Annotated in this window: 13 protein-coding genes; 5 read left to right on the top strand and 8 right to left on the bottom strand. The window is 69.4% G+C overall.

All coding sequences use genetic code 11. From position 1 onward, the window contains the following. Positions 1-52: 52 nt before the first annotated feature. Positions 53-460, bottom strand: coding sequence for an ArsR/SmtB family transcription factor (locus M2317_RS14990; protein ID WP_429461487.1), 408 nt, complete (start codon positions 458-460; stop codon positions 53-55). Positions 461-548: 88 nt separating this feature from the next. Between M2317_RS14990 and M2317_RS14995 the strand changes: the two genes are divergently transcribed. Both M2317_RS14995 and M2317_RS15000 read left to right on the top strand, forming a co-directional pair. After that, a complete protein-coding gene (locus M2317_RS14995) occupies positions 549-1979 on the top strand; it encodes a TrkH family potassium uptake protein (RefSeq protein ID WP_429461489.1) in 1431 nt (476 codons plus the stop codon). After that, entirely contained in the window at positions 1972-2643 is a 672-nt protein-coding gene (locus tag M2317_RS15000; protein ID WP_120227783.1) for a potassium channel family protein, read from the top strand. The genes M2317_RS14995 and M2317_RS15000 overlap by 8 nt, the downstream gene beginning before the upstream one ends. Before the next feature lie 90 nt (positions 2644-2733). Here M2317_RS15000 and M2317_RS15005 read toward each other — a convergent pair whose 3' ends face one another. Next, positions 2734-3066 carry a DUF1905 domain-containing protein gene (locus M2317_RS15005; RefSeq protein WP_429461492.1) on the bottom strand — a complete coding sequence of 111 codons (333 nt, stop codon included), beginning with the start codon at positions 3064-3066 and terminating at the stop codon, positions 2734-2736. Then, positions 3023-3862 (bottom strand): pyrroline-5-carboxylate reductase, encoded by an 840-nt coding sequence (gene proC, locus M2317_RS15010; protein ID WP_429461493.1) that lies wholly within the window; start codon positions 3860-3862, stop codon positions 3023-3025. Before proC ends, M2317_RS15005 begins: the two co-directional genes overlap by 44 nt. A gap of 78 nt (positions 3863-3940) precedes the next feature. Here proC and M2317_RS15015 point away from each other — a divergent pair, with 78 nt between their 5' ends. Beyond that, complete coding sequence (locus tag M2317_RS15015; RefSeq protein ID WP_429461495.1) at positions 3941-4912, top strand: cation diffusion facilitator family transporter; 972 nt, start codon at positions 3941-3943, stop codon at positions 4910-4912. Positions 4913-5010: 98 nt separating this feature from the next. Here M2317_RS15015 and tadA read toward each other — a convergent pair whose 3' ends face one another. Further along, complete coding sequence (tadA, locus tag M2317_RS15020) at positions 5011-5466, bottom strand: tRNA adenosine(34) deaminase TadA (protein WP_429461497.1); 456 nt, start codon at positions 5464-5466, stop codon at positions 5011-5013. Between the two features lie 44 nt (positions 5467-5510). On the opposite strand from tadA, the gene upp reads away from it, so the two are divergent. Next, the gene (gene upp, locus M2317_RS15025) at positions 5511-6143 is read left to right on the top strand and encodes a uracil phosphoribosyltransferase (protein WP_429461499.1); all 633 of its coding nucleotides are present in this window, start codon (positions 5511-5513) and stop codon (positions 6141-6143) included. 42 nt (positions 6144-6185) lie between these two features. On the opposite strand, the gene M2317_RS15030 is transcribed toward upp, so the two are convergent. Both M2317_RS15030 and nadE read right to left on the bottom strand, forming a co-directional pair. Next, positions 6186-9656 (bottom strand): TM0106 family RecB-like putative nuclease, encoded by a 3471-nt coding sequence (locus tag M2317_RS15030; protein ID WP_429461501.1) that lies wholly within the window; start codon positions 9654-9656, stop codon positions 6186-6188. 43 nt (positions 9657-9699) lie between these two features. After that, complete coding sequence (nadE, locus tag M2317_RS15035; RefSeq protein WP_429461502.1) at positions 9700-10530, bottom strand: ammonia-dependent NAD(+) synthetase; 831 nt, start codon at positions 10528-10530, stop codon at positions 9700-9702. 121 nt (positions 10531-10651) lie between these two features. On the opposite strand from nadE, the gene M2317_RS15040 reads away from it, so the two are divergent. After that, on the top strand, positions 10652-11602 hold the full coding sequence (locus M2317_RS15040) for an aldo/keto reductase (RefSeq protein WP_429461504.1): 951 nt from the start codon (positions 10652-10654) through the stop codon (positions 11600-11602). Between the two features lie 14 nt (positions 11603-11616). Here M2317_RS15040 and M2317_RS15045 read toward each other — a convergent pair whose 3' ends face one another. Together M2317_RS15045 and M2317_RS15050 are read right to left on the bottom strand one after the other, a co-directional pair. Then, complete coding sequence (locus M2317_RS15045) at positions 11617-14643, bottom strand: AAA family ATPase (RefSeq protein ID WP_429461506.1); 3027 nt, start codon at positions 14641-14643, stop codon at positions 11617-11619. After that, positions 14643-15797, bottom strand: a complete 1155-nt coding sequence (locus M2317_RS15050; RefSeq protein WP_429461508.1) for an exonuclease SbcCD subunit D — start codon at positions 15795-15797, stop codon at positions 14643-14645. Before M2317_RS15050 ends, M2317_RS15045 begins: the two co-directional genes overlap by 1 nt. Positions 15798-15891 lie beyond the last annotated feature (94 nt).

A 15891-nucleotide genomic window follows, 5' to 3' on the forward strand; every position in this document is an offset into this window, starting at 1 on the left:
GCATCCGATCCGAACCCGTCCGGCGCTGCGCGCGTCTGGCGGGTTCGCCGCGTCAGCCTCCGAGCCGCTTGAGCGCGCTCTGGACGACGTGCTTGGCGGATGCCGCGGCACGGCCGACCGCTTCGGCCGCGTGCGCCGCACCGTCGGGGAGCGCGACGAGTTCCAGGTCGGTCCGATCGTCGAACGCGTCGACGAGGAACGGCATCAGCCAGTCGTCGATGACCTCGAGCGGCTCGATGGCCAGGCTGTAATAGCGACGCTGTCCGTCCTCGCGCACCGTGACCAGTTCCGCCTCGCGCAGCACCTTGAGGTGCTTCGACACCGTCGGCTGGCTGATGCCGAGCTCGCTGACGATCTGGGTCACGCTGGTGCCGGCATCCCCATCGGACGACCGCCGGAGCAGGAGCTGGAGGATGTCTCGCCTCGTGCCGTCCGCGATCACGTCGAAGATGTCGGTCATGTGATCAGGGTAGTCGTCCCACGGGCGGAGTACCATGACGAAGGCTCCTCAGCGGGGCGAGTCCAGCGATCGATGAGAAAGGGGAACGATGTCAGGCATCTCGTCTGCCGTCTCTCCCCGGCATGGCCTGCGGCGCGCGTTCCAGCTCGGAAAGCACCTGGTGACGTCGTCGCCGTCCCGGTTCGCGATCGTCATCTTCGCCGCCCTGGTGCTGGTGTTCACGGCACTGCTCTCGCTGCCCTTCGCGTCCGCATCTGGCACCATCACGCCACTCGCGGATGCGCTGTTCGTCGCGGTCTCCACGATCTGCGTGACAGGCCTGGCGACCGTCGACATGGCGACCCACTGGTCCGGGTTCGGCCACGTCGTCATCTTCATCGGCGTGAACATCGGCGGCATGGGCGTGCTGACGCTGGCGTCGCTGATGGGGATGGTGATCTCCAAGCGCCTGGGTCTGCGCGCCAAGCTGATCGCTGCCGGCGACACGAACCCGCTCCGGGCCCATGGCGGGCCGGTCAACGAGGGGCAGACCGTGCGGCTCGGCGAAGTCGGTCAGCTGCTGACCACCGTCGCGCTGTCGACGCTCGTCATCGAGGGCGTTGTCGCCGTGCTGCTGTATCCGGGGCTCGTGATGGCGGGCATCGATCCGCTCGTGGCGCTCTGGGAAGCACCGTATTTCGCGGCGATGTCCTTCACCAACACCGGATTCGCACCGAACGCGGGCGGGGTCGCGGTCTTCGCGGACGACTACTTCGTCCTGACCGTCCTCATGATGAGCGTCTTCCTCGGCAGCATCGGGTTCCCGGTGATCTACACGCTCGCCAAGCACCACTGGCACGTCAATCGCTGGTCGCTGCACACCAAACTGACGCTGATCACCACGATCATCCTGTTCTTCGCCGGCGCCGTCGTCTTCCTGATCCTGGAGTACGACAATCCGCAGACGTTCGGATCGATGGATGCCGCTGACACGACGTTCCAGGCGTTCTTCCTCTCCGCCATGACCCGCTCCGGCGGCTTCAACGTCATCGACATGGCCGACCTCAACGGGTCGTCGCTCGTGGCGGGATCCATGCTCATGTTCGTCGGCGGCGGCTCGGCATCCACCGCCGGCGGCATCAAGGTGACCACTCTCGCCGTGCTCGCGATCGCCGTCTGGTCGGAGGCCAAGGGACGCCAGTCGGTCGAGGTCTTCGGCCGCCGCATCCCCAGCGATGTGCAGCGCGTCGCGCTCTCGGTCGTCGCCTGGGGCGCGACGATCGTCGCCCTGTCGACGATCGTGATCGCGCAGATCACCAAGGCGGACATCAGTCACGTCCTCTTCGACGTCATCTCCGCCTTCGGCACGGTCGGGCTGTCGACCGGACTCACCGCGGAGCTGCCGGATTCCGCGTCCTACGTGATGGCGGCGACGATCTTCATGGGACGCGTTGGTACAGTGACACTCGCCGCGGCGGTCGCCGCGACGTCGCGAACGCAGCTCTACTCGCTGCCCGTGGAAAGGCCGATCGTTGGTTGACGTCATCCGGGGCGATGCCCCCGTCCTCGTGATCGGACTCGGCCGCTTCGGCGCGGCGTGCGCCGGCGAGCTGGATCGGCTCGACCGCGAGGTGCTCGCGATCGACGACAGCCTCGAACTCGTGCAGAAGTGGTCCGATCGCGTCACCCACACCGTCCAGGCGGACGCCCGCAACATCGACGCTCTGCGTCAGATCGGCGCGCAGGACTTCCAGGTCGCGGTGGTCGCGGTCGGCTCGCTCATCGAGGCATCCGTGCTCATCACGGCCAACCTCGTCGACCTGAAAGTCCCGCAGATCTGGGCCAAGGCCGTGTCGCAGTCGCACGGCAAGATCCTCGCGCGCGTCGGCGCCAACCACGTCATCTATCCCGAGCGCGAAGCCGGCGAGCGCGTCGCGCACCTCGTCAGCGGCCGGATGCTGGACTTCATCCGCTTCGACGACGACTTCGTGCTCGCGAAGATGTACCCGCCGAAGTTCATCCGGGGAGTCGGTCTCAACCAGTCCGGTGTGCGCACGAAGTACAACGTCACCGTCGTCGGCGTGAAGAGTCCAGGCAAGCCGTTCCGCTACGCCGAGGCGGACACCGTGGTCACGAATCACGACCTCATCATCGTGTCGGGGACGAACGTCGACATCGAACGGTTCGCCAGCCTCGACCGCTGAGCGGTTCCCACCCGCGAAACTTGCTCTGTGGGCTGAGACTTGGTCGCCCTGGCCAAGTCTCAGGCCGCAACCCACGTCTCGCGGTTCGCGTCAGGCATCGATGTCGAGCGTGATCTCGATCACGTCGTCGACGGCGATGGACTCGGAATCCTGCAGCGCCTTCTTGATCGGCACGATGTATCCGCCGTCCTTTGGCCAGAGCGAGGTCGACAGCGTCGTGGACCCGACCGTGACCCGCACCGGGATCATCCCCCAGCCGTAGGTGACGATCCCGGCGACGTCGTGGATCATCTCGCTTTCGGCCGCGGGCACCGTCACGAAGTGGAACGGCGCAGGACCTCGCCAGAACCAGACCGGCCCGGCGAAGCGCAGCTCCATGTCAGGCGCCTGCGGCGAGTTCGCGCGCGCGTGCGAGCGCGGCATCCGTGGCTTCCGCGAAGACGGCATCGAGGTGCGCGTCCTGCAGCACGGCGACGGCGCGCTCGGTCGTGCCCTTCGGACTCGTCACGCGGCGGCGCAACTCGGCGGGATCCTCGCCGGAGGCATCGAGAAGGGCCGTGGCACCGATGAACGTCTGCTCGGCCATGAGCCGCGCGTCCGCGTCGGTGAAGCCCTTGCCGATGGCGGCCTTGGTGAGTTCCTCGATCAGCAGGAAGACGTAGGCGGGGCCCGAACCGGAGATCGTCGAAAGGGCGTCGATCATGTCCTCGGGGACCTCGATCACGGCGCCGACGAGCTCGAACAGGCGGCGGACCACTGCGACGTCATCCGGGCGGGCGGACGGGCCGGATGCGAGACCGGTGACCGCCTTGCCGACGGTGGCCGGAGTGTTCGGCATCGAACGGATCACCCGCGCGTCCTCGCCGAGGTGCTCGGCGAACGTCGCGAGGGTCACCCCCGCGGCGAGGCTGACGACGATCACATCCGGGCGCAGCACTGGAGCGATCTCGCGGAGGAGGTCCGGCACCATCGCCGGCTTCACGCCGATGAGGATGACCCGTGCGGATGCCGCGGCATCCGTGTTCCCGTCCGGATGCTCATCCAGCGCGATCGCCGTGACGCCGGAGAGATCGGCGAGAGCCGCGGCCTTCTGCGCCGTGCGATTCGTCGCGACGATGCCGCCTTCGACAGGGATGCCGGAGGCGACGACCCCGTGCAGGATCGCACCGCCCATCGAACCCGCACCGAGGAACGCCAGGGAAGGAAGGGAGTCAGCCATATCGTCATCCTAAGGCGGGTCTCGGACGCCCAGCGCGGTCCTGCCACGTCGGCAGGACGCCGGAACTAGACTCGTGCCATGAGTGCATCCGGCGGCGGCAAGGCCATTCTCGCGGCGTTCCTGGCGAACATGGGCATCGCGCTGGCGAAGTTCATCGCGTGGGCGCTTTCCGGCTCGGCATCCATGCTCGCCGAGGCGATCCACTCGGTCGCCGACTCCGGAAATCAGCTGCTCCTCATGCTCGGTGGGCGCAAGGCGAAGCGGGTCGCGGACCGCGAGCATCCCTTCGGCTACGGCCGCGAGCGCTACGTCTACGCGTTCGTCGTCTCGATCATCCTGTTCTCGGTCGGCGGCGTGTTCGCGATCTACGAGGGCATCGACAAGCTCACGCATCCGCACGCTCTCGACGAGAACTGGTGGTGGCTGCCGATCGTCGTGCTGCTGGTCTCGATCGGGCTGGAGTCGTTCTCGCTGCGCACCGCCGTCCGCGAGAGCAACCACGTCCGCGCGAAGGGGCAGTCCTGGGTGTCGTTCGTTCGCCGGGCCAAGGCGCCGGAGCTCCCCGTCGTCCTGCTCGAGGATGTCGGCGCGCTGACCGGCCTCACCTTCGCCCTGCTCGGCGTCGGCCTGACCGTGATCACGGGCAACCCGCTGTTCGATGCGCTGGGCACGCTCATGATCGGAATCCTGCTCGTCGTGATCGCGATCGTCCTCGGCGTGGAGACCAAGAGCCTGCTGGTCGGCGAGGGCGCGAACCCCGGTGACCACGACCGCATCGTCGACGCGATCACCGCCGGCCCGGAGGTCGAGAAGCTCATCCACCTGAAGACGCTGTATCTCGGACCCGATGAGCTTCTCGTGGCCGCGAAGATCGCGATGTCGGGCGACACCACCGTGCGCGAGGCCGCCGACGACATCAACGACATCGAGAAGCGGATCCGCGATGCCGTCCCCGTCGCCCGCGCGATCTACATCGAGCCGGACATCTACCGCCCGTCCCTCGACCCCGAGCCGTCGACCGACGTCTTCGTGCTCAAGTCAGCGGACTGAACCGGCTGGCGTCTCGCCGCGACCACGGACCGTCCGTCGGACGCATCCCGTCAATCGCCCCCGACGGAGCGCACTTCTCCGACGCTGCGGCGCGCGGATCAGCGGCGCGCTTCGAAGAAGTCGCGCAGCAGCGCGATCGCGGCATCCTCCTGAAGCCCGCCGATCACCTCGGCACGGTAGGGCAGGCGCCGATCGCGCAGCACGTCGTACAGGGAACCCGCTGCCCCTGCTTTCTCGTCCCACGCGCCGAACACGACCCGCGCGACCCTGGCCTGCAGAATCGCCCCGGCGCACATCACGCACGGCTCCAGTGTGACGACCAGGGTGTGGCCCTCCAGATTCCAGGACGCGAGGGATGCCGCGGCAGCGCGCAGCGCGACGATCTCCGCGTGGCCGGTGGGATCGTGCGTCTCCTCGCGGGTGTTGCGTCCTTCGGCGATGACCCGGCCGGACGGGTCCAGCACGACCGCACCGACGGGCACGTCGCCGGTCGCCGCGGCATCCCGAGCGAGATCGAGCGCACGCCGCATCCCCTGTTCGTCGGATCCGGTCATACCTCGACCCTATTGCCGGCGGCTGCGGGCACTACCCTTGATCCATGCGTGTTCACGTCGCCGACCACCCTCTCATCACCCACAAGCTCTCGGTGCTGCGCGACGCGCGCACTCCCTCGCCGGTCTTCCGGCAGCTGACCGAAGAGCTCGTGACGCTGCTCGCCTACGAGGCGACCCGGAACGTGCGGGTCTCGCCCATCGAGATCACGACCCCTGTGGCGACGACCATGGGCGTCAAGATCTCCGAGCCGCGACCGATCGTCGTGCCGATCCTGCGCGCCGGGCTCGGGATGCTGGAGGGCATGGTCAAGCTGCTCCCCACGGCCGAGGTCGGGTTCCTCGGCATGGTCCGCGATGAGGAGACGTTCGAGCCGACGACGTACGCCGAACGACTGCCGGACGATCTCAGCGACCGCCAGTGCTTCGCGATCGACCCGATGCTCGCCACCGGCGGCTCGCTGGCTGTCGCGATCCAGTTCCTGTTCGACCGCGGCGCGAAGGACGTCACCGCGATCTGCCTGCTCGGCACTCCCGAAGGCGTCGCCGCTATCGAGAAGCTCGTCGGCGATCGTGACGTGACGCTCGTGCTGGGAGCTCTCGACGAGCGTCTCAACGAGAAGGGCTACATCGTCCCCGGCCTCGGCGACGCCGGAGACCGGCTGTACGGCACGGTCTGACGGTCCGGCACGACCTCGCCGCTGAGCGAGCAGCCGCCCGACTCAGGGAGCGCCGACCAGCCGCGCGAACGCGCTGAGACGCGCGACGCCCTCGACCGTCCACGGCAGATCGTCCAGGAGTGCAGGCGAGTGCACGAGATACGCGACGCTCTTCGCCCGGGAGATGGCGACGTTCAGCCGGTTCTGCAGCAGTAGGAACTCCGGTCCGCGTGGGGCATCCCGCCCGCTGGATGCCGCCAGCGATGTGATCGAGACGACGGCCTCCTTGCCCTGGAAGTTGTCGACGGTGCCCACCGGGATCCGGTCGTAGCCGGCATCAGTCAGAACCTCGTGGATCAGCTGCTTCTGCGCGTTGTAGGGCGCCACGACGATGATGTCGGCCTGATCGAGGGCACGCGGCGCCTCCCCCGTCATGCCGTCGGTGTAGCCGCGCCCGAGCAGGTTCTGCACGATGCGCAGTACTTCGGCGGCCTCCTCCGGCGACTGCGTCGCGTTGCCGCGATGACGAACCGGGGTCACGTGCACCCCCGGTTCGGCCCCGTCGACCAACCGGCTCTCCGTTCCCGGTGCCGACGCGAGCCGGCCCGCATAGGCCAGGCGCGAGACCGGCTCGGCGACGGCCGGGTGCATCCGCCACGAATTCGCCAGGAAGTAGCCGTGCGCGGGGTCGAGAACCTGCTGTCCCGCCATCACCCACCCCAGCGCCGAGGTGTCGACGGGCTCGGGGTGCGTCCCCTGGCTCACCTGCGGAAGCTGCTGCGGATCGCCCAGCAGAAGCAGGTTCTTCGCACCGGCCGCCACCGCGATCGTCGAGGCGAGCGAGAACTGCCCCGCCTCGTCGATCACGAGCAGGTCGAGACCGTCGCGCTCCACCCGCCGCGTGTTGCTGAAGTCCCATGCGGTGCCGCCGACGACGAAACCGTCGGGGTGCTCGCCGATGAAGGCGGCCATGCCGTCCTTGTTGATCACCGTGAACGGATGCTCCGCATCGGCATCCTTCGGCTTCTTCGCGACCCGGGCAGCAGGGACGCCGTCCTCGATCACGCGACCGAGCAGCGTCTCGACGATCGCGTGCGATTGCGCGACGACGCCGACCTTGAATCCGTGATCCCTCACGAGACGGGCGATCACCTGAGAGCCCGTGAACGTCTTGCCGGTGCCGGGTGGGCCCTGCACCGCGATGTAGCTGCGATCCAGGTCGAGGATGCCGCGCACGATCGCATCGATCGTGCTGTCGTCGGGAGCAGGCAGCGCCGCACCGGAGACCGTGCGCGGCACCGCCCTGCGCAGGATGTCGGTCGCTGCATCGCGCGGGAAATCGGGGGCCGCCAGATGCACCGCCTGCGCCCACTCCTCGATCGCCTTCTGCTGAGAGGCCGCATTCGGCGGCGACGCCGGCGTCAGCGCGAGCGGAAGATCGCTCCACGTCTCGCCCTGCACCGCGCGCTCGCGGACGACGTAGCCGTCGTCGAGCACCTCGACGATCTCGACCTCATGAGGGACATGGATCACCCGCGACAGCATGTCGGCCCCGAACGGCGCCGGCGTCTCGTACAGCGCGAAGGGGCGACCACCGATGCCGAGCGTGCTGCCCGGCGCCACCTCGCCGCGCAGCTCGACGAGTCGCGTCAGCGTGCGGTTGCCCTCTCCCACTGCCCAGTCCTCGATCTCGCGACTGCGTTCGATGTCGACGCGCAGCACGTCACGTGTCTGCTCCCACACCGACACCGGTTCGCGCAGCCGCTGGAAGTGTCCCTGCCAGAAGCTCTTCGCCTCACGCGGGTAGTAGTCGATGGCCGCAGCGGCCACGCGATGCACCTCGCCGTCTCCCCCGGCGTGCGCCGCTGCCTCGCCATCGGCGAGCAGCGCGAGCGACAGCGGCGAAGGCTCGTAGGCGCGGGCCTCGATGTCGTCCGGCGGGGCGGGGCGCACCCCTGCCTGCTTCGCGAGGCCGATCAGCCAATCGCGAAGGCGACGCGTGGACACGCAGTCATAGCGGTTGTAGTCCGCGAGGTCGGCCAGGATGTCATCCGCCTCGGCGTGCTGGCCGGCATCCAGCAGTTCGCGCGCCTGCACGTACTGGACGATCGAATCGTCGCCCTTCTGCACGTCGCTGGTGCGCACTTCGTCGCCCATGTAGAGAGGCTCGAGCTTCTTGATCGAGTAGGAGCGCGAACCCACACGCACCGACCGCAGCACGAGCGGATAGAGGTCGACGAACACGCCATCGCGCAGCAGGCGGTCGACGTCGGCTTCGCCGACGCCGTACCGGGCGGCCATCGCCGAGAGGTGCGAGGTCTCGTAGGGCGCGTAGTGATAGATGTGCATGTCGGGGTGGGCCTGGCGCCGCACCTTCACGAAGTCCAGGAAGTCGAGCAGTGCGCGCTTCTCATCGGCGAACGTGTGCGCCCACAGCGCCGAATACTGCTCGGCGTTGTCGATCCAGCCGAAGAGGTAGTCGATACCCCAGTCGGGCTTGCCGCCGGTGTCGGTCGGCTCGGTGTAGAGCGGGTCGCCCTCGAAATCGAAGAAGATGTCGCCGTGACTCGGCCGGGGCATCAGCCCGATCGCATGCGCGGACACGAGCTCGAACGGCGGGGCGGCATCGGCATCGGCCGGCACACCCGCCTGGAGCCGGGCCTGAGTCCGCAGCGCGGCGAAGGTATCGGCATTCATGCCGACCGGAGCATCCGCCGCGACCGCGAGGTCGTCGATCGTGAGGATGCCGGCAGCGCGCAGCTTCTGCCGCTGCACGGGGCGCATGCGGGCGACCATCAGCAGGTCGCGATGCGCGATCACCTGCTCGTCGCACGTGGCGCACCGCCCGCATGCGTTGATCTGCAGGTCCCCTCGATCGTCACCCCAGGCGAGCGGCGCACCGGACGCACCGTCGGCGATGCACCGATCGGCGATCAGGGCGCGCAGCCGGGCTCGCCGAACCCGGAACAGTGGAAGCAGATCGTCCACGGCATGCGTGCTGAGCGTCCCGTCGCCGAGGATGAGGTCGACCTCGTCCGACCGAAGGATACCGAGTCCGTCGAGCTGGTCGACGTATGCCGCGAGCTGCATGAGCGCGGTGACGCGGGCCGAACGGGCGAGCTTCGAGTCCTGCACCCGCCAGCGTCCAACGTCGTCGCGCAGCAGGAAATCGGCGAAGCCGACGAACTCGTCCGTCGAGAACGCGGCCTGGAAAAGGACCCTGGCGTCGGAGCGCAGCGCGTCGTTCGTCTCGGCGACGACGGCGGCGAGCGAGGCGGCCTCACGCGACGAGACCTTCGACACCTCGTGGACGCCGGCACCGAACCGGTCGCGGTACGCCTGCAGCACGTTCAGCTCATGCACGTCGCCCAGTTCGGCGGCGCGTCGCAGTGTCGCATCCTCGGGCTCGACGACCGCGGGGACCCGACCGAGCTTCGCGTCGATCGCGCGGCACCAGGCGAACTCGCACTCGGCGGCCAGCTTCAGGTCGCTGGCGCTCCATATGACGCGCTGCTCCTCGGTGTCGATCCTCATGCTTCGAGACTAGTTCCCGGGTCGGACACGACCCGGTCCTCGGTCAGCGAGCGTCGGTGCGCCACCAGGTGTCGGTCGGCGTCACCGGCAGGTGACGCTTGTGCTGGCTGGCGAGGTACTTGCCCTCGATGCGCGCGGCGGCCTCGGCATCCACGTCGCGCCCTTCCAGGTAGTCGTCGATCTGCTCGTACGTGATCCCCAGCTCGTCCTCGTCCGCTCGGCCGGGCTGGCCGTCCAGCAGATCGGCGGTCGGCACCTTGAGCCAGAGGCGATCGGGCGCGTCGAGGGCGCGAAGCAGGCTCTTTCCCTGGCGCTTGGTGAGACCCGAGAGCGGGAGGATGTCGGCGGCGCCATCGCCGAACTTCGTGAAGAACCCCGTCACGGCCTCCGCCGCATGATCGGTTCCGATGACCAGCATCCGGTCGTGCCCGGCCAGTGCGTATTGGGCGACCATGCGGATGCGGGCCTTGATGTTGCCGCGGTTGAAGTCCGAGATGTCGGCACCTGCGGCCTGCTCGATGTCGGTCTCGACGCCGTCGACGCCGTGCTGGATGTTGACCTCGACCACGCGGTCGGCCGCGATGAACTCCAGCGCCGCCGCCGCGTCATCCGCGTCGTGCTGGATCCGATACGGAAGCCGGACCGCGATGAACGACGCCTGCGCACCCGCCGCACGCGCCTTCTCGACGGCGAGCTGTGCCAGCCGGCCGGCGAGCGTCGAGTCCTGACCGCCCGAGATGCCCAGTACGAAACCGTGCGCCCCCGTGGTCACGAGATAGTCGACGAGGAACTGCACGCGACGGTCGATCTCCGTCTGCGGATCGATATCGGGCCGTACACCGAGATCCTCGGCGATCTGCTTCTGAAGTGTCACGGAATCCTCCACTCTGTCCGCCTCCAGTATCGCGTGCCCGCATTACGAGCAGGTGACATCGACGCGGAATACCTCGGGGCGTCGCCGCCTTGTCCTCAGCAGACGACGAAAGTGAGACCCCATGACCCTGATCGGCCGCAGCGACCTCGATGTGTTCCCCCTCGCCCTGGGCGGCAACGTGTTCGGCTGGACCGCCGACCGCGACGCCTCGTTCGCGATCCTCGACGCCTTCACGGAGGGCGGTGGCGACTTCATCGACACGGCCGACGGGTACAGCGCCTGGGTGCCGGGCAACTCCGGTGGCGAAAGCGAGACCATCATCGGCGAGTGGCTGGCGTCCCGCACGCCGCGCGACGTCGTCATCGCGACGAAGGTCAGCACGCACCCGGACTTCCGCGGACTGTCCGCGAAGAACGTCCGCGCCGCCGCCGAGGCGTCGCTGAAGCGGCTCGGCGTCGACACGATCGACCTCTACTACGCGCACTTCGATGACGAGTCCGTCCCGCTGGAGGAGACCGTCGCGGCCTTCGGACAGCTCGTGACCGACGGCCTCGTCCGCCACACGGCCGTCTCGAACTACTCCGCCGACCGCATCCGGTCGTGGATCTCGATCGCGCAGGATGCCGGGACGGCCCAGCCGGTCGCGGTTCAGCCGCACTACAACCTGGTGCATCGCAACGACGTCGAGGAGAGCATTCTGCCGGTCGCCGAGGAGTTCGGTCTCGGCCTGGTCCCCTATTACGCACTCGCGAGCGGCTTCCTCACGGGCAAGTACCGGTCGGAGGATACCTCGGCCGTCGCGTCCGCCCGTGCAGGCGGCGCGGCGAAGTACGCCACCGCGCACGGACTGCGCATCATCGATGAGTTGGAGCGCATCGGCACCGCGCACGGCGCATCGATCGCGTCCGTCGCGCTCGCCTGGCTGCGTTCACAGCCGACGGTCGTCGCTCCGATCGCCAGTGCATCGCGCGTCGAGCAGGTCGCGGATCTGCTCGCGAGCGCCCGCGTTCAGTTGAGCCCCGAAGAGATCGCGTCGTTGAGCGCGGTGTCCGCCTGGTCGTACGCGAACTGATCCGCGCGGAGAGGTCACCCCTGGGCGACGATCCGGCTGGGGCCGGACTCGGTCTGCTCGACGCGCAGCTGCGCCGGGATCTGCTCCTGCATGGCTTCGACATGACTGATCACCCCGACCGTGCGCCCGCCCGCGCGCAGTTCGTCGAGTGTGCGCATGGCGATGTCGAGCGTGTCCGCGTCGAGTGAACCGAATCCCTCGTCGATGAACAGCGTGTCCAGGGTGATCCCGCCCGCCCGCGCCGTCACGACTTCGGCGAGTCCGAGGGCGAGGGCGAGGGACGAGAGGAACGTCTCGCCACCGGACAGCGACTGCGGGGGGCGCGTCTGGCCCGTGAAGGCGTCGAACACGACGATCCCGAGGCCGGATGCCGCTCCGCGGGCGGCGAGGGCATCGGAATGGCGCAGCTGATAGCGGCCCGTCGACATGTCGGCGAGACGCCGGTTCGCGGCATCCACGATCTCCTCGAGCTCGGCGGCGAGGACGAAGGTCTCCAGGGTCATGCGGTGCGTGTTGTGGGCGCGCCCGGCGATGGCATCGGCCAGGCCCTTCAGCACGTCGTGCTCCTTCGCCTGATCCGCGCTGCGGGCGTGCTCGCCCGCAGCGCCGTCGATCAGAGCGCCGAGGCGTTCGGCGATCCCCTCGGCGCGCGACGCGACGTCGACCTGCTGCGTCCAGAACGCACGGGCGGTGGTCGCCGCTTCTTCGACCGGCGCCAGATCGATCGGTTCTTCGGGCAGCGTGCGCATCTCGAGCGGCAGGAGGATCGCCTTCTCCGTCTCGCGTTGGACTGCGTGCGCGGTGACCCGCGCCTCCAGCTCGCCGCGATCGGCACCGGAACGCAGCGCCGCCTCGACGTCGGCTGCCTCGTCGAACTCGGAGCGCTCGATCGCGGCGTCCCGATCGGCGCGCGTCTCCTCGGCGGCATCGGTGCGTCGCGCGACTTCGGCGAGCGCCTCCGCCAGGGCCCCCGCCGCCGTGATGCCGGCGCCGGTCGAGGCGATCCGCTCCGCGACCGAGGCGAAGTCGCCACGGGCTTCGGCGATGAGCACGTCGGCGTCGCGCTCGCGCTCCTCGAGCGCCGCGAGGGCTTCTCTGGCCGAGGCCAGCGCCTGTGCGGACTCGGCCCTGTCGCGTTCGAGCTGCTCGGCTCGTTCGTCGAGCTCGACGAGTCTCGCCTCCGTCTCGGTCAGCAGCGCTCCCGCAGCCACCGCTTCCTCGTACGCGGCGGTGGCCTCGGCCAGTTCCGTCTCGGCCTCCGCGAGAGTCCGCCCATCCGCGCGTGCCGTCGCCGTGGCCAGCTCGGCGCGCAGAGCCGTGAGGCGTTCCGAGGTCTCCCGCTCGGCGAGCGCAGCCGCATCGCGCTCCTGCTGCGCGGCGGCGACGTCGTCCTCGGACACCGGATCGATGTGGGCGGCAGGCGCAGGGTGCGCGGTGGAGCCGCACACCGCGCAGGCCTGTCCCGGCACCAATGCCGCCGCGATCTCGCCGGCCATCCCGTCCAGCCGCCGTTGTAAAAGCAGCGACAACCGCGTCTGCGCCTGAGTGAGCACCGCGTTGGCCGCGGAGACGTCGGCGTCTCCGCGCGCCGCAGCTGACATCAGACGCTCGGCCTCCCCGGCAGCCGCCCGACGCGCCGCTGCCCGATCGCGATCGCGCAGCAGGCCTTCGCTCCGATCGGCGGCTCGGCGGGCGGCATCCCGCGCGGCCGTCAGTTCGGTGCGCAGCACCGGCAACGAGGCGCGTTCTCCCTCGTCGGCTCGGATCCGAGCGGATGCCGCGTCGACACGTTCGCGCGCGCTCGCGAGCTCCGCCGAGCGGTCAGCCGCCCGGGCCTCATGGGCCGCAGCATGCTGCCAGCTGCCGCGCTCCTCGGTTCGTGCGGCGGCCCACTCCTCGAGCGCGGTCGCCGTGAGGTCGGACAGCGGAACCTCGAACGATTCCCACACCGCCCGTGCACTGGCCTGCGCGTCAACGGCGGCCTGCAGAGCACGCTGCGCCTTGACGGCCGCGGCGATCGCCGGCCGGAGCGTCTCCGCGCTGCGCGCACGCTCGAGCTCGACGCGCGCTGCGGCGATCCGGGGTTCGTCCTCGTCGAGGCGGCTCAGCGCGGAGCGCGCACGGTCGCGCTCGCGCTGCGCCGTCTGCTCTTCACGACGCAGCGAGAGCGCGGCGTCCGCCGCCGCGGAGCGTCGTTCGGCCTCGTCGCGATCCGCCTGCGCGCGCTCGGCGCGGTACTCGGCGCGCGCCAGACCGCGACGCAGTTCGTCCAGTCGCTCATCCGTCGAGCCGGAGGATCCGGAGGCGCCGACGGCACCGTCATCGCCCGGCTCGTCGTCCTCGGCATCCGATGCGCTCCCCTGGAGCCCCGCGGCCGCGACGACGGACTCGGCCTCGTCCAGGCGCGTCGTGACCGCCATCAGACGCGCGCTCAACTGCTCGTCCGATGCGCGCCGCCGCTCCTCGAACCTGGCCTGGATGTCTTCGAAGCGCTCGGTGCCGAACAGCCGGCGCAGCAGCGCCTGCCGCTCCTTGCTGTCGGCCAGCAGGAAACGGGCGAAGCGATTCTGCGCGAGCAGGATCACCTGCAGGAACTGCGACTGGCTCAGTTGCAGGATGTCGTCCAGTTCGTTCGCCACGTCGACCGCGCGCGCCGCGCGTCCGACCCACGCGTCGCCGCTGCGCTCCTCGAGGGCGACCGCAGAAGGCTGTTTCGTCATCCCGCCGCCGCGCTTGGCCGGCCGCAGATACTCCGGCGACCGCGTGACGCGGAAACGCCCGGCTGTGGTGCTGAACTCGACGACGACCTCACTGGGATCGTCCGGCCCGCAGTGGTCGCTGCGCAGCCGCTTCTCGCCGCCGTCGTAGCGCGGCACGGACCCGTACAGGCCGAAGCACACCGCGTCGAGGATGCTGGACTTGCCCGCACCGGTCCGCCCTGCGATGAGGAAGATGCCGTCCGCTGCGAAGGCGTCGAAATCGACCACCTGTCGTTCCCGGAACGGGCCGAACCCCTCGACTTCGAGGCGATGCAGTCGCACTAGACCAGGGCCTCTGCGGCCACCCGCTCGTCGAGCACGTCACGGATCAGTTCCCGCTCGCGCTCGGTCGCCCCGCGTCCGTCACGGACGTGCGCGAGGAACGCCTCGATGCGATCGGTGTCGGTGACCGCAGTGCGCAGGCGAGCCGAGTACGACCGCTCGACCCGCTCGACGACGTCAGCCGGCTCGTGCTGGACCATCGCGCAGAACGGGAAGCGCTCCTTCAGCCGACGCATCGGCTCGGCCTGCGGGAGCGCGTCGGTGTAGACCGCGCAGACCCAGTCCTCGGCGTGCGCGGCGACGTTGTCGGCCGAAAGGATCTCGTCGAGCGTGCCGGTGAGCGTGACCAGCCGTCGCGGCACGGGAAGCTCGAGCCACTCCACGGCGGCGAGACCGTCCGCGTCGAGGTCGACGAGCCACGACCCGCGCGGCTTGCTCTGCTCGCCGAAGCTGTAGTGCAGCGGAGCGCCGGCATAGCGGACGCGATCGGTCAGCTGCTGTCGCCCGTGGATGTGGCCGAGGGCGACGTAGTCCGGTCCGTCGAACACCGAGAGGGGGACGACGTCGAGTCCGCCCTGGCGGACCTCGCGCTCGAGCCCAGCCGTCGCATCGACGCCGGCGGCGAAGCAGTGCGCGACGGCGACCGAGCGTCCGGGGTGCGCTGCCATGCCCCCGCGTACCAGTCCCATGGCGTGCGCCATCGTCTGCGCCTGGGTGCGGAGCACGGCATCCGGCCAGTGCTGCCGGACGATCGCCGGTTCGAGGTACGGGATGCCGTAGAAGTGCACCGGGCCCTCTGCATCCCTGATCGTGATGGGCTCGCCGACCGCGACCGGGTCGGTGAGGACGTGGATGCCGTCACGCAGCAGCCGAGCCTGGAACCCCAGGCGCGCGGCGGAGTCGTGGTTGCCGCTCGTGACGACGACCTTCGCGCCCGCCTCGTTCAGCGCCACGAGCGTGTCGCCGAGCAGTGTGTATGCGGGGCCCGCCGGCGTCGCCGAGTCGAAGACGTCACCGGCGACGATCACGACGTCGACCTCGTGCTCGCGCACCTGAGCGACCAGCGCCGCGAGCACGTCTGCCAGCGCGTCCAGGGTGGAGTTGCCATGGAACGTGCGGCCGATGTGCCAGTCGGAGGTGTGCAGGATGCGCATACTCACACGGTACGGAGGGCCTCCGACATCGCCCGAGAGGCGTGCCGCGTTGTGCTCGAGCACCCGGCACGAGAGGACGCACGCCGGCCACGTT

It is taken from the genome of Microbacterium sp. ZKA21 (assembly GCF_050434165.1).
GTDB lineage: Bacteria > Actinomycetota > Actinomycetes > Actinomycetales > Microbacteriaceae > Microbacterium.

Bases quoted from the DNA above. Each gene is read 5' to 3' on its own strand.
- M2317_RS15040 (WP_429461504.1), top strand. From the start codon at position 10,652: ATGACCCTGATCGGCCGCAGCGACCTCGATGTGTTCCCCCTCGCCCTG.
- M2317_RS15005 (WP_429461492.1), bottom strand. From the start codon at position 3,066: ATGCCGCGCTCGCACGCGCGCGCGAACTCGCCGCAGGCGCCTGACATG.
- M2317_RS15015 (WP_429461495.1), top strand. From the start codon at position 3,941: ATGAGTGCATCCGGCGGCGGCAAGGCCATTCTCGCGGCGTTCCTGGCG.
- M2317_RS15050 (WP_429461508.1), bottom strand. From the start codon at position 15,797: ATGCGCATCCTGCACACCTCCGACTGGCACATCGGCCGCACGTTCCAT.
- M2317_RS14990 (WP_429461487.1), bottom strand. From the start codon at position 460: ATGACCGACATCTTCGACGTGATCGCGGACGGCACGAGGCGAGACATC.
- M2317_RS15030 (WP_429461501.1), bottom strand. From the start codon at position 9,656: ATGAGGATCGACACCGAGGAGCAGCGCGTCATATGGAGCGCCAGCGAC.
- upp (WP_429461499.1), top strand. From the start codon at position 5,511: ATGCGTGTTCACGTCGCCGACCACCCTCTCATCACCCACAAGCTCTCG.
- proC (WP_429461493.1), bottom strand. From the start codon at position 3,862: ATGGCTGACTCCCTTCCTTCCCTGGCGTTCCTCGGTGCGGGTTCGATG.
- tadA (WP_429461497.1), bottom strand. From the start codon at position 5,466: ATGACCGGATCCGACGAACAGGGGATGCGGCGTGCGCTCGATCTCGCT.
- M2317_RS14995 (WP_429461489.1), top strand. From the start codon at position 549: ATGTCAGGCATCTCGTCTGCCGTCTCTCCCCGGCATGGCCTGCGGCGC.